Annotated in this window: 11 protein-coding genes; 6 read left to right on the top strand and 5 right to left on the bottom strand. The window is 71.7% G+C overall.

The genetic code is table 11. From position 1 onward, the window contains the following. Window positions 1-14 precede the first annotated feature (14 nt). A complete protein-coding gene (gene ftsE / locus ABZ070_RS09775; RefSeq protein ID WP_005316903.1) occupies window positions 15-704 on the bottom strand; it encodes a cell division ATP-binding protein FtsE in 690 nt (229 codons plus the stop codon). A gap of 255 nt (window positions 705-959) precedes the next feature. On the opposite strand from ftsE, the gene ABZ070_RS09770 reads away from it, so the two are divergent. Beyond that, entirely contained in the window at window positions 960-1,151 is a 192-nt protein-coding gene (locus ABZ070_RS09770) for a hypothetical protein (RefSeq protein WP_356631783.1), read from the top strand. A gap of 114 nt (window positions 1,152-1,265) precedes the next feature. On the opposite strand, the gene ABZ070_RS09765 is transcribed toward ABZ070_RS09770, so the two are convergent. The 4 genes from ABZ070_RS09765 to ABZ070_RS09750 form a co-directional block, all read right to left on the bottom strand. Further along, window positions 1,266-1,937 (bottom strand): LPXTG cell wall anchor domain-containing protein, encoded by a 672-nt coding sequence (locus ABZ070_RS09765; protein ID WP_356631781.1) that lies wholly within the window; start codon window positions 1,935-1,937, stop codon window positions 1,266-1,268. 271 nt (window positions 1,938-2,208) lie between these two features. Next, window positions 2,209-3,315: a peptide chain release factor 2 gene (prfB, locus tag ABZ070_RS09760; RefSeq protein ID WP_356631779.1), complete on the bottom strand. Its 1,107-nt coding sequence runs from the start codon at window positions 3,313-3,315 to the stop codon at window positions 2,209-2,211. Window positions 3,316-3,433: 118 nt separating this feature from the next. Next, window positions 3,434-4,705: a serine/threonine-protein kinase gene (locus ABZ070_RS09755; RefSeq protein WP_356631777.1), complete on the bottom strand. Its 1,272-nt coding sequence runs from the start codon at window positions 4,703-4,705 to the stop codon at window positions 3,434-3,436. A 132-nt stretch (window positions 4,706-4,837) separates the two neighbouring features. Beyond that, window positions 4,838-6,472 (bottom strand): serine/threonine-protein kinase, encoded by a 1,635-nt coding sequence (locus tag ABZ070_RS09750; protein WP_356631775.1) that lies wholly within the window; start codon window positions 6,470-6,472, stop codon window positions 4,838-4,840. 449 nt (window positions 6,473-6,921) lie between these two features. Here ABZ070_RS09750 and ABZ070_RS09745 point away from each other — a divergent pair, with 449 nt between their 5' ends. The 5 genes from ABZ070_RS09745 to ABZ070_RS09725 all read left to right on the top strand — a co-directional run bounded on the left by ABZ070_RS09745 (window position 6,922) and on the right by ABZ070_RS09725 (window position 16,529). After that, on the top strand, window positions 6,922-10,167 hold the full coding sequence (locus tag ABZ070_RS09745) for an FHA domain-containing protein (RefSeq protein WP_356631773.1): 3,246 nt from the start codon (window positions 6,922-6,924) through the stop codon (window positions 10,165-10,167). Between the two features lie 236 nt (window positions 10,168-10,403). After that, a complete protein-coding gene (locus ABZ070_RS09740) occupies window positions 10,404-11,768 on the top strand; it encodes an ABC transporter substrate-binding protein (RefSeq protein WP_356631771.1) in 1,365 nt (454 codons plus the stop codon). A 4-nt stretch (window positions 11,769-11,772) separates the two neighbouring features. After that, complete coding sequence (locus ABZ070_RS09735) at window positions 11,773-13,119, top strand: sugar ABC transporter permease (RefSeq protein ID WP_356631769.1); 1,347 nt, start codon at window positions 11,773-11,775, stop codon at window positions 13,117-13,119. Further along, the gene (locus tag ABZ070_RS09730; protein ID WP_356631767.1) at window positions 13,116-14,015 is read left to right on the top strand and encodes a carbohydrate ABC transporter permease; all 900 of its coding nucleotides are present in this window, start codon (window positions 13,116-13,118) and stop codon (window positions 14,013-14,015) included. Before ABZ070_RS09735 ends, ABZ070_RS09730 begins: the two co-directional genes overlap by 4 nt. Before the next feature lie 156 nt (window positions 14,016-14,171). Next, window positions 14,172-16,529 (top strand): CDP-glycerol glycerophosphotransferase family protein, encoded by a 2,358-nt coding sequence (locus tag ABZ070_RS09725; protein ID WP_356631765.1) that lies wholly within the window; start codon window positions 14,172-14,174, stop codon window positions 16,527-16,529. The last annotated feature ends 17 nt before the right edge of the window (window positions 16,530-16,546 follow it).

Here is a 16,546-nt window from a genome sequence, read left to right as displayed (position 1 = left end):
TTTCCTGTCCGGGCTCAGTGCTGGTAGCCGTAGACGCCGCGTGCCTGGTCGCGTACGAGACGGCCCTTCTCGAGCTCGATGACGCGCTTGCGCATCTGGTCGACGATGTTCTGGTCGTGAGTCGCCATGATCACGGTGGTGCCTGTCCGGTTGATCCGGTCGAGCAGCTTCATGATGCCGACGGACGTCTGCGGGTCGAGGTTTCCCGTCGGCTCGTCCGCGATCAGCAGCATCGGCCGGTTGACGAAGGCACGGGCGATGGCCACACGCTGCTGCTCACCGCCGGACAACTCGCCGGGCATCCGGTCCTCTTTGCCGCCGAGGCCCACGAGGTCGAGCACCTGGGGCACGGCCTTGCGGATCTCACCCCGCGGTTTGCCGATGACCTCCTGGGCGAACGCCACGTTCTCCGCGACGGTCTTGTTGGGCAGCAGGCGGAAGTCCTGGAACACGGTGCCCAGCTGGCGGCGCATCTGCGGCACCTTCCAGTTGGACAGCCGGGCCAGGTCCTTGCCGAGGACATGGACCATGCCCTGACTGGCGCGCTCCTCGCGCAGGACCAGCCGCAGGAACGTCGACTTGCCGGAGCCGGACGAGCCCACGAGGAAGACGAACTCGCCCTTCTCGATTTCGAGGGAGACGTCGCGCAGGGCAGGTCGGTTCTGCCGGGGATAGGTCTTGGAGACGTTGTCGAATCGGATCACGGGTGCACCACGGTCGGCCGGGAGTAGGTGTGCGTGACCTTACGCGACTGCGCCGCGGCCGCGCAGTCGACGTCCTGGATTGCGCGTTTTGTCCGTTCACGGATCGGGTGTAATCCGGCGGGCCGCGCCGAAAAGCGCGCGAGCTGGCACAGTGGTAAGGGAACAGTCGCGTTTCCCCGGGCGTTGTCGGGAGAGAAATGTGCTTGCGGTCCGCTTCTGCGGCCCCGGCGCGCGGGAGCGGGAGGAGGAGAGCGCATGACCTATGACCGATTGGTGTGCGCCAGCTGCGCGGCCCCCGTGGCCGAAGGCCGTTGCCCTGTGTGCCGTGCGAATCGCCAGCGGCTCCAGCAGGAAGGCCCCTTTGCCGGGCTGAGCCCGGCCGCCCTGCTGGCCCTGCTGGTGGTCCTGGTGGCCGCGGTGGCCCTTTTGGCACATCAGACCGTCTAGCGGTCGCCCACAGTCGCAGAAGGGCCCGGAGTGCTGAGCACTCCGGGCCCTTCCTGTTGCGGTTCCGTCACCGACCGTGCCGTTACCGGCTGTGTCGGTTACCGGCCGTGTCGCTTAGGCGACGGTGCGGCCACCGCCGACGAGACGCGGCAGCATGCGGAAGCCGATGCCGCCGGCGATCATCGTCGCGGCACCGATCAGCAGGAACGTGGTCTCGGCGGCGCCGGTCTCCGCCAGCTCCTCCTTGGCGTCGCCCTGCTGGACCGGCTCGGAGCCGGCGTTGTCGGTGTCGGTGCCGTCGCCGATCGGAGCGTCACCGTCGATGACGCCACCGTCGGTGTCGTTGTCGTTACCGGTGCCGTCGGTGGGCGTCGGGTCCGGGTCCTCGGTCGGGTCTTCGGTCGGGTCCTCGGTCGGAGGCTCCTCGGTGGGCGGCTCCTCCGTCGGGGGCTCCTCGGTCGGAGGCTCCTCCGTCGGGGGCTCCTCGGTCGGAGGCTCCTCCGTGGGCGGCTCCTCGGTCGGAGGCTCCTCCGTCGGGGGCTCCTCGGTCGGAGGCTCCTCGGTCGGCGGGCAGAGCGTCGGGTCGATCTCGCAGGGCTCGGGCTCCTTGATGCCGATACCCGCGTCGATGCCGTTCTCATCGGCGTTGGCGGACACCTCGACGGGGCCGACGTCGATCCCGATCCCGACGGCGCTCGCGGCGCCTGCGGCGGTCAGCGACGCACCCGCGGCGATCACGGCGCCGGCGGCTATACGCGCGACACGGATCCGCGTCTTCTTGGTCATCTGGCTGCTACCCCCAGTAGCTATCTCGTTGTCGGAGCAGCGTCAGGGGCAGCGGATTCAGGGGCCGTTGCTCTGTGGCCCCCGTTCGCACACGCCCCAGAAACACGCATGCCGCGCGCCACGATTCCCAGTTTTTGCAGCAGCGTCAAGGTCGTTAGCGGACGCGATGTCCGAAATACTGTCAGTTGCCTGACCTGCGGGGATGCAACTGTGACATAAAACGGAACTGCCGCCCCGTAGGCGGCAGTTCCCTTGTCGACAAAGCGCTTCGCTACTTCTCCTGCTGCTTGCGCCAGCGAATTCCGGCTTCGAGGAAGCCGTCGATCTCACCGTCGAGCACCGACTGCGGGTTGCCCACCTCGAACTCGGTGCGCAGGTCCTTGACCATCTGGTACGGGTGCAGCACGTACGAACGCATCTGATTTCCCCAGGAGTTGCCGCCGTCGCCCTTGAGGGCGTCCATCTTGGCCTGCTCCTCCTGGCGGCGGCGCTCGAGCAGCTTCGCCTGCAGGACGTTCATCGCGCTCGCCTTGTTCTGGATCTGCGAGCGCTCGTTCTGGCAGGAGACGACGATGCCGGTGGGGATGTGCGTCAACCGCACCGCGGAGTCGGTGGTGTTGACGCCCTGGCCGCCGGGTCCGGAGGCGCGGTAGACGTCCACGCGCAGCTCGGACTCGTCGATCTCGACGTGGTCCGTCTTCTCCACGACGGGCAGCACCTCGACGCCGGCGAAGGACGTCTGGCGGCGGCCCTGGTTGTCGAAGGGCGAGATGCGCACCAGCCGGTGCGTCCCCTGCTCGACGGAGAGCGTGCCGTACGCGTAGGGCGCCTTGACGACGAAGGTGGTCGACTTGATGCCGGCCTCTTCCGCGTACGACGTCTCGTAGACCTCGGTGCCGTAGTTGTGCCGCTCGGCCCAGCGCAGATACATGCGCTGGAGCTGCTCGGCGAAGTCCGCGGCGTCGACGCCGCCGGCCTCGGCGCGGATGTTGACCAGCGCCTCGCGCTCGTCGTACTCGCCGGAGAGGAGGGTACGGACCTCCATCTCGTCCAGCGCCTTGCGCACCGACTCCAGCTCGGTCTCGGCCTCGGCACGGGTGTCCGGGTCGTCCTCGGCCTCCGCGAGCTCGAAGAGCACCTCGAGGTCGTCGATACGGCCGCGGAGCGCCTCCGTCTTGCGGACCTCGGCCTGCAGGTGCGAGAGCTTGCTGGTGATCTTCTGTGCCGCTTCGGGGTCGTCCCAGAGGGACGGTGCCGCCGCTTGCTCCTCGAGCACGGCGATCTCCGCCCTCATCCTCTCGAGGTCCAGAACGGCCTCGATCGACCCCATGGTCGAGGAAAGGGACTTCAGCTCTTCGGATACATCGACGACTGCCACGGGTCCAGCGTAACGGCTGAGCGGACGGACCCGTGATGGCCCCGACCACCCCGAGATCGTCCATGCCTTTCGCGGCAGGATGCCGGGGGCGAGCCCGGCAGGATCCGGACCAGCGGCCCTAAGGGTCCGAGGGCGCCGACTGCTGGGAATCCCTCGGGGGTGGGGGGCTGTCGTCACCGCTCGTGGCCAGCCAGCCGCCGACGCCGACCGCCACGGCCACGGCGAGGGCCGCGACGGAGAGCGTGATGCGCCGCCTGCGCACGGCGGTGGACCGGTTGCGGGCCGAGCCCGGGCGGCGCTGGCCCGCGGAGCGCGGGGCCCTCGCGGTGCCGTGGGCGCCGCCGGCGAGCTCGTCGGGGGCGGGGACGCGCATCGAGGTGTGGGTGTCACGGTTGGAGTCCGCGGGGGCCGCACCGGGGACGAGCGGGACGGCGCCGCGTCGGCGGGGCTCCCCGGTGGCGGGCCGCACGATGTCCTCGTACGGCTCGGCGGGCGGCTCCGCGTCGGGCTCGTCCACGTCCAGGGGCGGGATGCCCGCCAGCATGGGGAGCAGGTCGTGCAGCCGCGACGCCACCTCCGAGGCGCGCAGCCGGGACGCGGGCGCCTTGGCCAGGCACTGGACGATGAGCTGCCACAGCTCGTCGGGGATGCCGGGCAGCGGCACCACGGTCTCGGTGACGTGACGGCGCAGGACCGCGCCCGGGTGCCCGCCGCCGAAGGGGGTGAAGCCGGCCAGGAGCTCGTAGAGGACCGTGGCCAGGGCGTAGATGTCGACCGCGGCGCGGGGCGGCAGGCCCTCGACGATCTCGGGCGCGATGTAGTCGGGGGTACCGATGATTCCCGACGGGTTCGGCGCGCCAGTGCCGGTGGGGCGCTGCGCCTTGGTGCGGCGGGGGGTGTCGATCAGCTTGGCGACGCCGAAGTCGGTGAGGAGCGCGGGGTGTGCCCCGGCGGGCCCGAGCGGGCCCTCCATGTCGAGCAGGATGTTCTCCGGCTTGACGTCCCGGTGCACCACGCCCGCTCTGTGGGCGGCGGCCAGGCCGTCGGCGACGTCCGCGATGATCGCGACCGCGGCCTCCGGCGCGAGGCGGCGCTCGCGGTCCAGGCGCGTACGCAGGTCGGTGCCGCGCACGAGCTGCATGACCAGCGCGAGGTCGTTGCCGTCGACGACGAGGTCGCGGACGCCGACGACGTTGGGGTGGTCGAGCCCGAGCAGGGCGGTGCGCTCCTGCACGAAGCGCCCCACCAGTTCCTGGTCGGAGGCGAGGTCCTCGCGGAGAAGTTTGACGGCCACGGGACCCTCGGGTCCTTCGCCGAGCCACACCGTGCCGGCGCTTCCCCGCCCCAGGATCTGGTGGGCCGTGTACCGGCTGCCGATATTCCGTGCCAAGACTGCTCCCTCAGCGGCTGGCGTTGCCCCACAACGTACGCGGGGATCCGGGGCCTGTGTGCCCCGGATGACACCAACCTCCACTTCTGCGGGATAAATCGGCCCACAGAAGTCGACAAAACGACAGAGTTACTACTGGTTACCGACTTGGTCGGCGGTGTCCTTGGCCGAGCCGAGCTCCGAGATCCAGTTCGTGACCGTGGAGATGCCGTCGCCGATCGCGTCCCAGTAACTCTTGCCCTGCGCTACCCAGTCCTGCAGCGGGGTGAGCTCCCAGATCAGCCAGCCGGCCACGACGAACAGCAGCACCGTGAACAGACAGCCCTTGAGGCAGCCGAGCCCCGGGATCCGCATGGGGTTCGCCCGCTGCCTCGGCTGGCGGGGCGGACGCTGCGCGGGCGGCTGAGGCGGCGGCTGCTGCGGGGGCGCGTACTGCTGCTGCTGCGGCGGCGGCGCGTACTGACGGCGCTGCGGCTGGTGCTGCTGCGGCGCCGGCGCGTACGGCTGCGGCTGGGGGCGGTGCTGTTGCCGCTGCGGCTCCTGCGGGGCCTGGCGCTGCGGTCGGCGGCGCAGCGGGTCCTGGCTCGGGTCGAGGTACTGGACCTGGGTCTGCTCGTTGCGGTCCCGGGCCGCACGGAGCTGCGACTGCCAGGGGTGCGGGTCCTCCGGGCCTGGCTGCCCCTGCGGCACGGGCGGCATCACGGCGGTCGGGTCCGCCGTGCCGCCGGGCGGGCCGGTCTGCGGCATGACGCTGGTCGCGGCGGAGGGGTCGTAGGCCGGGCTGCCGCCACCGGTGTTCGGCAGGACCTGGGTGGGGTCGGCGGCGCCCGGGGTCCCAGGGACCGGGGCCGGTGACGGATCGGGGGCGAGCAGCGCGGCGACGCCGAGGGCGGCGTCGACCTGCGCGGCGTTCGAGTGCACGCCGATGCCCGCGGCGACGGTGCGCAGGCCGCGGGCGAGGTTCTCGGCGCTGGGCCGCTCCGAGGGCTCCTTGCGCAGGCAGCGCTCTATGACCGTCCACAACGGCTCGGGCACGGTCGTGGGGCGGCGGGGCTCCTCGCTGAGGTGGCGGTGCAGCACCTCGAGTGCAGTGCCGCCCGCGAACGGGGGCCGCCCGGTGACCAGTTCGTACAGCAGGATCCCCGCGCCGTAGATGTCCACGGCGGAGGTCTGCGGGCGTCCCTCCGCGGACTCGGGCGCGACATACGCGGGCGTGCCGACGAACTCGTGCGTCCGGGTCAGGCCCGGGGAGTCGGCGAGGCGCGCGATGCCGAAGTCGGTCAGCATCGGGTGCATCTGGCCGTCGGCGTCCGTCTTGAGCAGCACGTTCGCCGGCTTCAGGTCGCGGTGCACCACGCCGTCGGCGTGGCTGGAGGCGAGTGCGTCCGCGATCTGGGCCGTCATGAGCGAGGCGGCGACCGGGGTGAGCGGGCCGTTGTCGCGCAGATAGCGGTGCAGATCCGGGCCGTCGATCAGGTCCATGACGAGGGCGAGGAGATCGCCCTCCACGACGAGGTCGCGGGTGCGGACGATGTTCGGATGAGTGAGACGCAGCAGGACGGAGCGCTCCCGCAGGAAACGCATCACCACGTCCGCGTCGTTCGCGAGCTCCTCCTTGAGGACCTTGATCGCGACGGTCTCACCGGGCTGGCCCGCGACGGCCGCCTCGGCGCCGGCGGCCTCCCTCTGACGGGCTCGCCAGACGGTGCCCGTGGCGCCGCGCCCGAGCGGCTCCTCGAGCAGGTACTTGCTGCCTACCGGCCGCACGTCATGCGCTCCCTGCTGATCGTCACATGGGTCCCGGTCCATCGGGCGATCTTCGGCCCGCCGGGTCTCCGTCCCACTTTAGGGGGTGTCCTACCGATCGCCCCTGTTCGAAGAACAGACGCGGGCATCGTACGGATGGTTGCCGGGTGCGCGTGCACTGAACATCACGATCGGTGCCGTCCGTACGTACGGACGGCATGCCCACCTGACCCGACCTGGAGCTTTTCCTTCCGGATTTGCCCCTGATTTGTTCGTGATGTGTTCCACGGGTCGACCGGTCAAGATCAATTACCGGTAGGGGGCGGGCGTGTTGTCAGTGACGGATGCGAGGATGCCCTCAGCACGGAGCTGTGGGGAGGGAGACCCGTGGCGCGTGCCGACCTGCCGGGCGGGGGCGATCAGGGCACTCCCCTGCCGGGTACCCCGCGCAGAAGGGATGGCTGACGGCGATGCAGATCCGGCTGACTGTTCTCGCGCCGCGCGGCGGACCGTCGGGGGCCCCTGGGCGCCCCTGCGACGTGATCGTCACCGCGCCCGCGGGGACGGCGCTCGCCGCGGTGGCCTCCGGCCTCGCCGCGGCCGTCTCCGGCCCCGACGTCTCCGGCACCGTCGTGCTGTACGCGGGCCAGGAGCGCCTCGATGCGCAGCGCCGCACCCTGGGCGAGCCGCCCCTGGTGGACGGAGCGGTGCTGGCCCTGCAGACACCGGTCGAGGACGAGGCGCACGGGACGGACGTCTTCGCACAGCTCCATGTGGTCGCCGGGCCCGACGCGGGGGGCGTCCATCTGCTGCACGGCGGCCGGGTCGGCATCGGCCGGTCCGCCGACGCCGACGTGCCGCTCGACGACCCCGACGTCTCCCGGCTCCACTGTGCGGTCACGGTGGGAGACGACGGCCGCGTCACGGTGACCGACCTCGGCTCCACGAACGGCACCACGGTCGACGGCACCCCTGTGGAAGGCCGCCCCGTCCGCCTCCCGGCCGGAGCGCTGCTGCGCCTGGGCGAGTCCACCCTCCGCCTGTCCGCCGGAGCCCCTCCGCCGGCCCTCCCCACCACGCCGGACGGCGAGGGCCACCTCCGCGTCCCGGGGCGCGCGGCCCACGGCCCGGCCGCCTCGTCCGGCGGCCCGGCACGGACGCCGGGAGGCAGCCCGGAGGATCACGGGCGGGCCTTCGATGCCGACGGCCCGGGCGCTCCCGCCGGCTCGCCGCACCACGGCGGCGGCCGACCGGTGCCCTCATGGGCCGCCACGGACTCCCCTGACGCCCCGGCATCGACGCGGCGTGAGGCACCCGCCGACGGCGCCACCGGCGCCACGCTCCGCGCCGACGGCGCCACCGGCCCGGCCGACGGGGCAACCACCCACCACGCCATGTCCCCGCCGTACGGGCATACCGGTTCGGCGCCGACGCACCACATGCAGAGCCCGCTCGGTGAAGCCGCCCCGCGGGTTCCCGCGCAGTACGCGCCGGGCGCAGCCGGCTCCGAGGAGCAGGGCGGCGAGTCGCACGACCGCGCCCCTGACGAGCCGGGCGTGCCTCACCCGCAGCGCACCCAGCGAAAGCGCGGCATAGGCGCCTGGGCTCGACGGTTCGCCGGCGGGCGGGGCGGGGCGGCGTCCGAGGAGAGCGCTGCGGCCGGTCCGGCGCTCACCACGTCAGCGCCCGCCGTGGAGAGCTGGCCCGATCCGGCGGCCGTCCTGCTCACCGCGCTCGGCCCCGGTCCCCGGCTGTGGGAACGGGATGCCGAGCACCCCGAGTCCCTCGTCCTCAGGCTCGGCACGGCCGACCGCGCCGAGCTGCCGTCCGTGCCCGTGACCGTCGCCCTGCGCGAGGCGGGCTCCCTCGGGCTCGCCGGGCCCCGCGCGCGGCTCGCGGGCCTGGCCAGATCCGCCGTCGCCCAGCTCGCCGCGCTGCACTCCCCGGGCGACCTGGAGATCGTGCTCATCAGCACGGACCGCGCCCGCACCCTCGAGGAGCGCAGGAGCGAGTGGTCCTGGCTGGGCTGGCTGCCGCATCTCCGCCCGGCGCACGGCCAGGACTGTCGGCTGCTTCTCGCCTACGACCGCGACCAGGCGGTCGCCCGCACCGCGGAGCTGACCCGCCGGCTGGACGAGGGCCCGCTCGGCACCGGATGGCCGAGCGCCGAGCGGCGAGCCGTCACGGACGCCGCCTCCCGCCACGCCGGGCCGCGCACCGTGGTCGTCGTCGACGGGGACCCCGGCTCCGCGGCGCTGCGCGAGACGACGGCCCGGCTCGCCGAGGTCGGCTGGGCCGCGGGCATCCACCTGATCTGTCTGGCGGAGACCCCTGCGGCCTCCCCGTCGTCCCCCGTCGCCGCGACGTACGAGTCGGCCTGCGCCGCCTCCCTGCCGTTCCGGGAATGCGGGGCGGTCGCCCTGCTGAGCGGGGACGTGGCCACGGCGCTGCGGCTGATGCGGGTGGCGGGCGGCCGGCCGGCCGGACACGGCACCGTGGGCGTGGTGGACGCGGTGTCCGCGGCCTGGGCGGAGCGGTTCGGCCGGGCGCTGGCCCCGCTGCGCGCCGAGGGCGCCGGTGTGCATCCGGGCAGGGCCGCGGTGCTGCCGCAGTCCGCCCGGCTGCTGGACGAGCTGGAACTGGCCCGCGCCACCCCGGCGTCGCTGATGGCGCGCTGGGCGTCGGCCTGCGACGGCGCCGTGGTCCTCGGCGCGGGTCCCCGGGGTCCGCTGGCCGTCGATCTGGCCGAGGAGGGTCCGCATCTGCTGATCGAGGGCCCGGCGGGCAGCGGCCGTACAGAACTGCTCCGCTCCGTCGCCGCGTCGCTCGCGGCGGCGGGACGGCCGGACCGGCTCGGCCTGTTGCTGGTCGACGGGGCGGGCGGCGGGCGCGGCGAGGGGCTGGCGGTCTGCACCGAGCTGCCGCATGTGACGGAGCACCTGGTGGCGAGCGACCCGGTGCGGATGCGGGCGTTCGCGCAGGCACTGGGCGCCGAGCTGAAGCGGCGCGCGGAGCTGCTCGACGGCGGTGACTTCGCCGGGTGGCGTACGCGACGCGAGGTGGCGGACCGCATGGTCGGACAGCGCGGGCCGAGCCCCGCCGAGCAGCGCGGCGATCTGGACTCGCCCTCCTCCGGGACACTCAGGCTCCGGCCCGGCGGGCGCACGAGGAGCCAGGAGCCGGACCCGCTGCCGCGTCTGGTGGTCCTCGTCGACGACTTCGACGCGCTGGTGGCCCCGGCTCTGGGCAGCCCCGGCCGGCCGGCGGCCGGTTCCGTCGTACGGGCCCTGGAGGCGGTCGCCAGGGACGGGGGTCGCCTCGGAGTGCATCTGGTGGCGACGTCGTCGCGCCCGGACCGCACCTCGGACACGCTGCTGGCCGAGGAGGCGCGGTTGCGGGTCGTGCTGGAGGCGCCGCCGGTGGCGCCCGGGCCGGACGATCCGGCGCCCGGCCGGGGCAGACTGGGGCATCCCGACGGGCGGGTGACGCCGTTCCAGAGCGGGCGGGTGACCGGGCGCATTCCGCGTACGGCGACCTTGCGACCCACTGTGGTTCCGCTCGAGTGGGAGCGGATGGGCGATCCACCCACGCGCCGCCCCGTGCGCGAACTGGGCAACGGACCGACGGACCTGGCGTTGCTGGCGAGTGCGCTGGAGCGGGCCGCACGATCGGTGGACGCGGCGCCGGTCGCGCCGCTGACCCCGGCGCATTCCTGATCGGCGGACCGCCCCGGGTCGCCTCCGCACGCCCAGGGGCTGCTTCCGGTGGCCCCTGCCGTTTGACCTGACATCACGTCACAAGGGCATCACGAAAGGGTGATTGTCGCCGGGGGCGGTATTGCGACACCCGAACCGCGGGCGTAGACCTGTCGGACGGACCGGCGACGGCCCGGTAACAGGACTGACTCGCAACAGATCACGGGACAGCAGCGCACGGCAGAGACGGGGCAGTGATGCACAGAACTCTTCGTACGGGCAGGGCCGCAGTGGTGTTCGCGGCGATCGGCGCGCTCGCACTTGCCGGATGTGGCGGCGACAAGGAAGGCGACGAGCCGGGTGACGGCGGCCCGACGAAGGGCACCGAGAAGCCCGCGTCGGTCCAGCTGCCGAAGCTGGACGGCGAGAAGATCGAGGTCGCCGCCGTCTGGAGCGGCCCGGAGCAGGAGAACTTCACCAAGGTCCTCGACGAGTTCGAGAAGCGCACGGGCGCGACGGTCACCTTCGTCCCGGCGCAGGACCCGATCGTCAACTTCCTCGGTACGAAGATCGCGGGCGGCAGTCCGCCGGACGTGGCGATGCTGCCCCAGGTCGGCGCGATCCAGCAGGCCGTGGCGCGCAAGTGGGCGAAGCCCGTCGGGCCGGAGGCCAAGGCGCAGCTCGCGAAGAACTACGCGAAGGCCTGGCAGGATCTCGGCGCCGTCGACGGCACGCAGTACGGCGTCTACTACAAGGCCGCCAACAAGTCCCTGATCTGGTACAACAACACCGTTTTCGAGAACGCGGGGGCGACGGCGCCGAAGACCTGGAAGGAATTCCTGACGACGGCGGAGACGGTCTCGGCGTCGGGCGTCACGCCGGTCTCGATCGCCGGCGCCGACGGCTGGGTCCTCACCGACTGGTTCGAGAACGTCTACCTCTCCCAGGCGGGGCCGGAGAAGTACGACCAGTTGGCCAAGCACGAGATCAAGTGGACCGACCCGTCGGTGAAGGACGCGCTGACCACGCTGGGCGAGCTGTTCGGCAAGCCGAGCCTGATCGCGGGCGGTACGGACGGCGCCCTCCAGACGGAGTTCCCCGCGTCCGTCACCCAGACGTTCAGCGGCGGCGACGCCCCCAAGGCGGCGATGGTCTTCGAGGGCGACTTCGTGACCGTCAACATCGCCCAGACCGACGCCAGGATCGGTACGGACGCGAAGGTCTTCCCGTTCCCGGCCGTCGGCGCGAAGCCGCCGGTGGTGACCGGTGGGGACGCCGCGGTGGCGCTGAAGGACAGCAAGGGCGCGCAGGCGCTGCTGACCTTCCTGGCCTCGCCCGACGCGGCGGCCATCCAGGCGGCGGCCGGCGGGTTCATCTCGCCCAACAAGTCCCTGGACGTGGCCGCGTACCCGAACGACGTGCAGCGTGAGATCGCGAAGGCGCTGATCGCTTCGGGCGACGACTTCCGCTTCGACATGTCGGACCAGATGCCGCAGTCGTTCGGCGGAACGCCCGGCAAGGGCGAGTGGAAGATCCTCCAGGACTTCCTGAAGAACCCGAAGGACGTCGCCGGCACTCAGCAGAAGCTGGAGTCGGAAGCGGCCAAGGCCTACAAGAGCTGACGTCGTGCCGGCCGTGACCGCGGGGGGCCCGGCTCGCCCGACGCCCCCCGCCGACAAGCGCAAGAGCGTGACAGGCACACGTAAGGTGGTGGCGGCAGGCTTTCTGCTGCCCGCGCTGGTGCTGCTGGGCGCGCTCGTGGTCTACCCGATCGGGTACTCCCTCTACCGCTCCTTCTTCGACCAGTCGGGCAGCGGCTTCGCCGGGCTCGGCAACTACGTGGAGATCTTCACCGACGACACCATCCTGACCGCGGTCAAGAACAACGCGATCTGGGTCGTCGTCGCGCCGACGGTCTCCACGGCCCTCGGCCTCATCTTCGCCGTGCTCACCGAACGGGTGCGCTGGGGCACCGCGTTCAAGCTGATCGTCTTCATGCCGATGGCGATCTCGATGCTCGCCGCGGGCATCATCTTCCGGCTCGTGTACGAGCAGGACCCGGAACGCGGCGTGGCCAACGCCGTATGGGTGGGCGTGCACGACACGTTCTCCGAGTCGGCCGGTTTCCCGCGGGCCCGTCCTCTGCCGGTGCATCCGCTGAAACCCGCCGGGGGCGGTGCGTTCATCACCAAGGAGCCGGTGTCCGCCGGGACTCCGGTACAGATACCCCTGGTCGGTGTCGCACCCGCGAAGATGCCGACGGACGCCGAGCCCGCGAAGGCGGCCGAGACGGGCGACGGGAAGATCCACGGCACGGCGTGGCTGGACTTCACCCGGGGCGGCGGCGGCAAGCCGAACGTCGTCGACCCGAAGGAGCTCGGGCTCAAGGGCATCAAGGTGGAGGCGGTCAAGGACGGCAAGGTGCTGGCGGACGCCCGCGCCGGAGCCGACGGCACGTTCACGCTCCCGGCCTCCGCGGACGGCGCACTGCTACGGCTGCCTGCCGAGAACTTCCGCGAGCCGTACAACGGCGTCAACTGGCTGGGACCGAACCTGGTCACCCCCGCGATCATCGGCAGTTACGTGTGGATGTGGGCGGGCTTCGCGATGGTGCTGATCGCGGCAGGTCTGGCGAGTGTGCCGCGCGAACTCATGGAGGCGGCCCGCGTCGACGGCGCGAACGAGTGGCAGGTGTTCCGCAGGATCACGGTGCCGCTGCTGGCGCCCGTGCTCGCGGTCGTCCTGGTCACGCTGATGATCAACGTGCTGAAGATCTTCGACCTGGTCTTCATCATCGCGCCGGGCTCCTCACAGGACGACGCGAACGTCCTGGCGCTCCAGCTCTACCGCTCCTCGTTCGGCACCGACGCGGACCTGGGCCTGGGCAGCGCGATCGCGGTGCTGCTGCTTCTGCTGGTGCTGCCGGTGATGTTCCTCAACATTCGGAGGATGCGAAGGGAGACCCGGCGATGAGCGCGACCGACACCACGGCGAAGGCCGTCGCCCCGGGCGGGGCGAAGCACTCCCTCGCCACCCGGATCGCAGCCCGCACGGGCGGCGGCGTGCTGCGGGTCTTCCTCGTCCTGGCCGCCCTGTTCTGGCTGATGCCCACCATCGGTCTGCTGCTCTCCTCCCTCCGTGACAGCGGCGACATCGCGGAGAGCGGCTGGTGGAAGGTGTTCAGTGCCCCTGCCGAGCTCACCACCCGGAACTACTCCCGGCTGTTGGAGAACGAGGCGATCACCGACTCGCTCCTCTCCACGGTGATGATCACCGTCCCGGCCACGGTGCTCGTCGTGGTCATCGGCGCGCTCGCCGGGTACGCCTTCGCCTGGATGGAGTTCCCCGGCCGCGACTGGTGGTTCATGGTCGTGGTGGGGCTGCTGGTGGTCCCGGTACAGGTCGCCCTCGTTCCCGTGTCCGAACTCTTCGGTGTGATCGGGATCTTCGAGACGACGATCGGCGTGGTCCTGTTCCATGTCGCGTTCGGACTGCCGTTCGCGATCTTCCTGCTGAGGAACTTCTTCGCGGAGATTCCGCGTGAGCTGCTGGAGGCGGCCCGGCTCGACGGCGCCGGAGAGATCCGGCTGTTCACCCGGGTCGTCATGCCGCTGGGCGGCCCGGCGATCGCCTCGCTGGGCATCTTCCAGTTCCTGTGGGTGTGGAACGACATGCTGGTCGCGCTGATCTTCGCGGACTCCGACAGCGCACCGATCACCGTCGCGCTCCAGCGCCAGGTACGGCAGTTCGGCAACAACATCGACGTACTCGCGCCCGGCGCGTTCGTGTCGATGATCATTCCGCTGGCGGTGTTCTTCGCCTTCCAGCGGCAGTTCGTCTCCGGTGTGATGGCGGGTGCCGTCAAGTGACCGGCTGACACAAAAGCGTGCGAACGACGGCGGCCCGGTTACCCCGTAACCGGGCCGCCATTACGTGTTCGTCCCCCGTATGCCACGTGCGGCGTAACCAAGTCACCCCATTGGCCGTTTTCGGGCCATCTGCCCGCGCCGACCCATGGATGTGACGTGCCCCGGTTCAGCGTCATCGTGCCCGCGTTCAAGGTTCAGGCCTACCTGCATGAATGCCTTGATTCGGTGCTGACACAGACCTTCTCGGACTTCGAGCTGATCGCGGTCGACGACTGCTCGCCCGACGCCTGTGGTGCGATCATCGACGAGTTCGCGGCGCGCGACCCGCGCGTGCGGGCCGTCCACCTCCCCGCGAACGTCGGCCTCGGGCAGGCGCGCAACGCGGGCCTCGCCCGTGCCGCCGGCGAGTACCTCCTCTTTCTCGACAGCGACGACAGCCTCGTCCCCGGTGCCCTCGAGGCCATCGCCGACCGGCTCGAGGAGACCGAGGATCCCGACGTCCTGATCTACGACTACGCCCGCACGTACTGGACGGGCGAAGTCGCCCGGAACAAGTTCGCCTCGCTGCTGGCCGATCAGGGACCGGCCGTCTTCCGTCTCGAGGACCGCCCGGGCCTGCTCAAACTGCTCATGGTGGTCTGGAACAAGGCGTACAAGCGGGAATTCGTCGAGCGCGAGGGCTTCGCCTTCCCGCCCGGCTACTACGAGGACACCCCCTGGACGTATCCAGCGCTGCTCGCCGCGTCCACCGTCACCACGCTGGACCGGGTCTGCGTGCACTACCGCCAGCGCCGCCAGGGCGGCAACATCCTCGCCACGACCAGCCGCAAGCACTTCGACATCTTCGACCAGTACGACCGCGTGTTCGCGTTCCTCGACGCACGGCCGGCGCTCGCGCACTGGAAGCCGGTCCTCTACCGCCGCATGATCGACCACTTCTCGACGCTGGTCACCGCCCGCGGCCGGCTACCGCGCGGCAGCCGGGCCGAGTTCTTCCGCAGAGCCCGCGCGCACTGCCGACGGCACCGCGCCCCGGGCGCACCGCCCGCCCTGCGCGGCCGGCTGCGCCATGCGCTGATCCGCAGCGGCGGCCACCGCGTCTACCGTGCGCTGTGGGCGGCCGACTTGTTGCGCTCGCGCACCGGCCGCATCGCCGGGCGCGCCCGCCGTGTGCTGCTCGCCGCCGCCCTGCGGGTGCACTACCGCATCCAGCTGCGGCTCCCGGTCCGCTCGGACCTGGCGGTCTTCGCCGCGTACTGGAACCGCGGCTACTCCTGCAATCCGGCCGCGATCGAGGAGAAGGTGCGCGAGCTCGCACCGCACATCCGCACGGCCTGGATCGCTCAGGAGGCCCACCATCACACCGTCCCCGCGGGGACGCGGCGGCTCCGGCCGGGGACGTTCGCGTACTGGTCGGCGCTCGCCCGCGCCAAGTACCTGGTCAACAACGTCAACTTCGACCGCCGCCTGGTCAAGCGGCGCAGCCAGATCATGCTCCAGACCCACCACGGCACACCACTGAAGACGATGGGCATCGACCTTCAGGAGCGCCCGGCCGCCGCCCGTTCCATGGACTTCGAGCAGCTGCTCGCGAACGTCGACAAGTGGGACTACTCGCTCTCCGCCAACCGCCACTCCACCCTGGTGTGGGAGAGGGCGTACCCGTCGGCCTGCACCGTGCTCGAGTACGGGTACCCGCGCAACGACGTCTACCAGCTCACCGGTGCCGAGGACGTCGCCCGGCTGCGCGCCTCGCTCGGCATCCCGGAGGGCCGCACCGCCATTCTCTACGCGCCCACCCACCGCGACTACCGCCGCAGCCAGAGCCCGCCCCTCGATGTCGAAAGGCTCGCCGCCGCTCTCGGCCCCCGGTTCGTGCTCCTCACCCGCGCCCACTACTTCGGCGACGCGCCGCTCGCCGACCCCGCCGCCCACCGCGTCATCGACGTCTCCGGCCACCCGTCGGTCGAATCCCTGTGTCTGGCCTCCGACGGGCTCATCACGGACTACTCGTCCCTGATGTTCGACTACGCGGGCCTCGACCGGCCGATCGTCCTGCACACCGGCGACTGGGACGCCTACCAGGCGGCGCGCGGAACCTACTTCGACGTACGGGAGTGTCCGCCGGGGGCGGTCGCCCGTACCGAGGACGAGCTGATCGACATCTTCGCGACCGGCCACTGGCGCGGCTCACGCTCGGCCCAGCTGCGGGCCGCGTTCCGCGAGCGCTTCTGCCCGTACGACGACGGGAACGCCGCCGAGCGCGTCGTGCGCCGGGTGTTCCTCGGCGAGTCCGCGGGGCTGCCGGTCGTCGTCCCGCAGGAACAGCGCACGCCGGCGCGAGTGCCGGTCCCCGCGCTCGCCACGGACGTCCTGCCCGAGGCCGTGCCCACAGCCACGCCCGGGATGCCGCCCGTCGCCGTCCCCGTGCCACTGACCAAGACGCACGGGCCGGAAACGCAGCTGCCGCCGCAGCACAGCCCCGGTGGCCTCGTCCCCACGCCCCAGCCCTGAACCAGAGCAGACAGAAC

This window comes from Streptomyces sp. NPDC006283, assembly GCF_040613325.1.
Taxonomy (GTDB): Bacteria; Actinomycetota; Actinomycetes; order Streptomycetales; family Streptomycetaceae; genus Streptomyces.
This window is presented reverse-complemented; position numbering and strand designations above follow the sequence as displayed.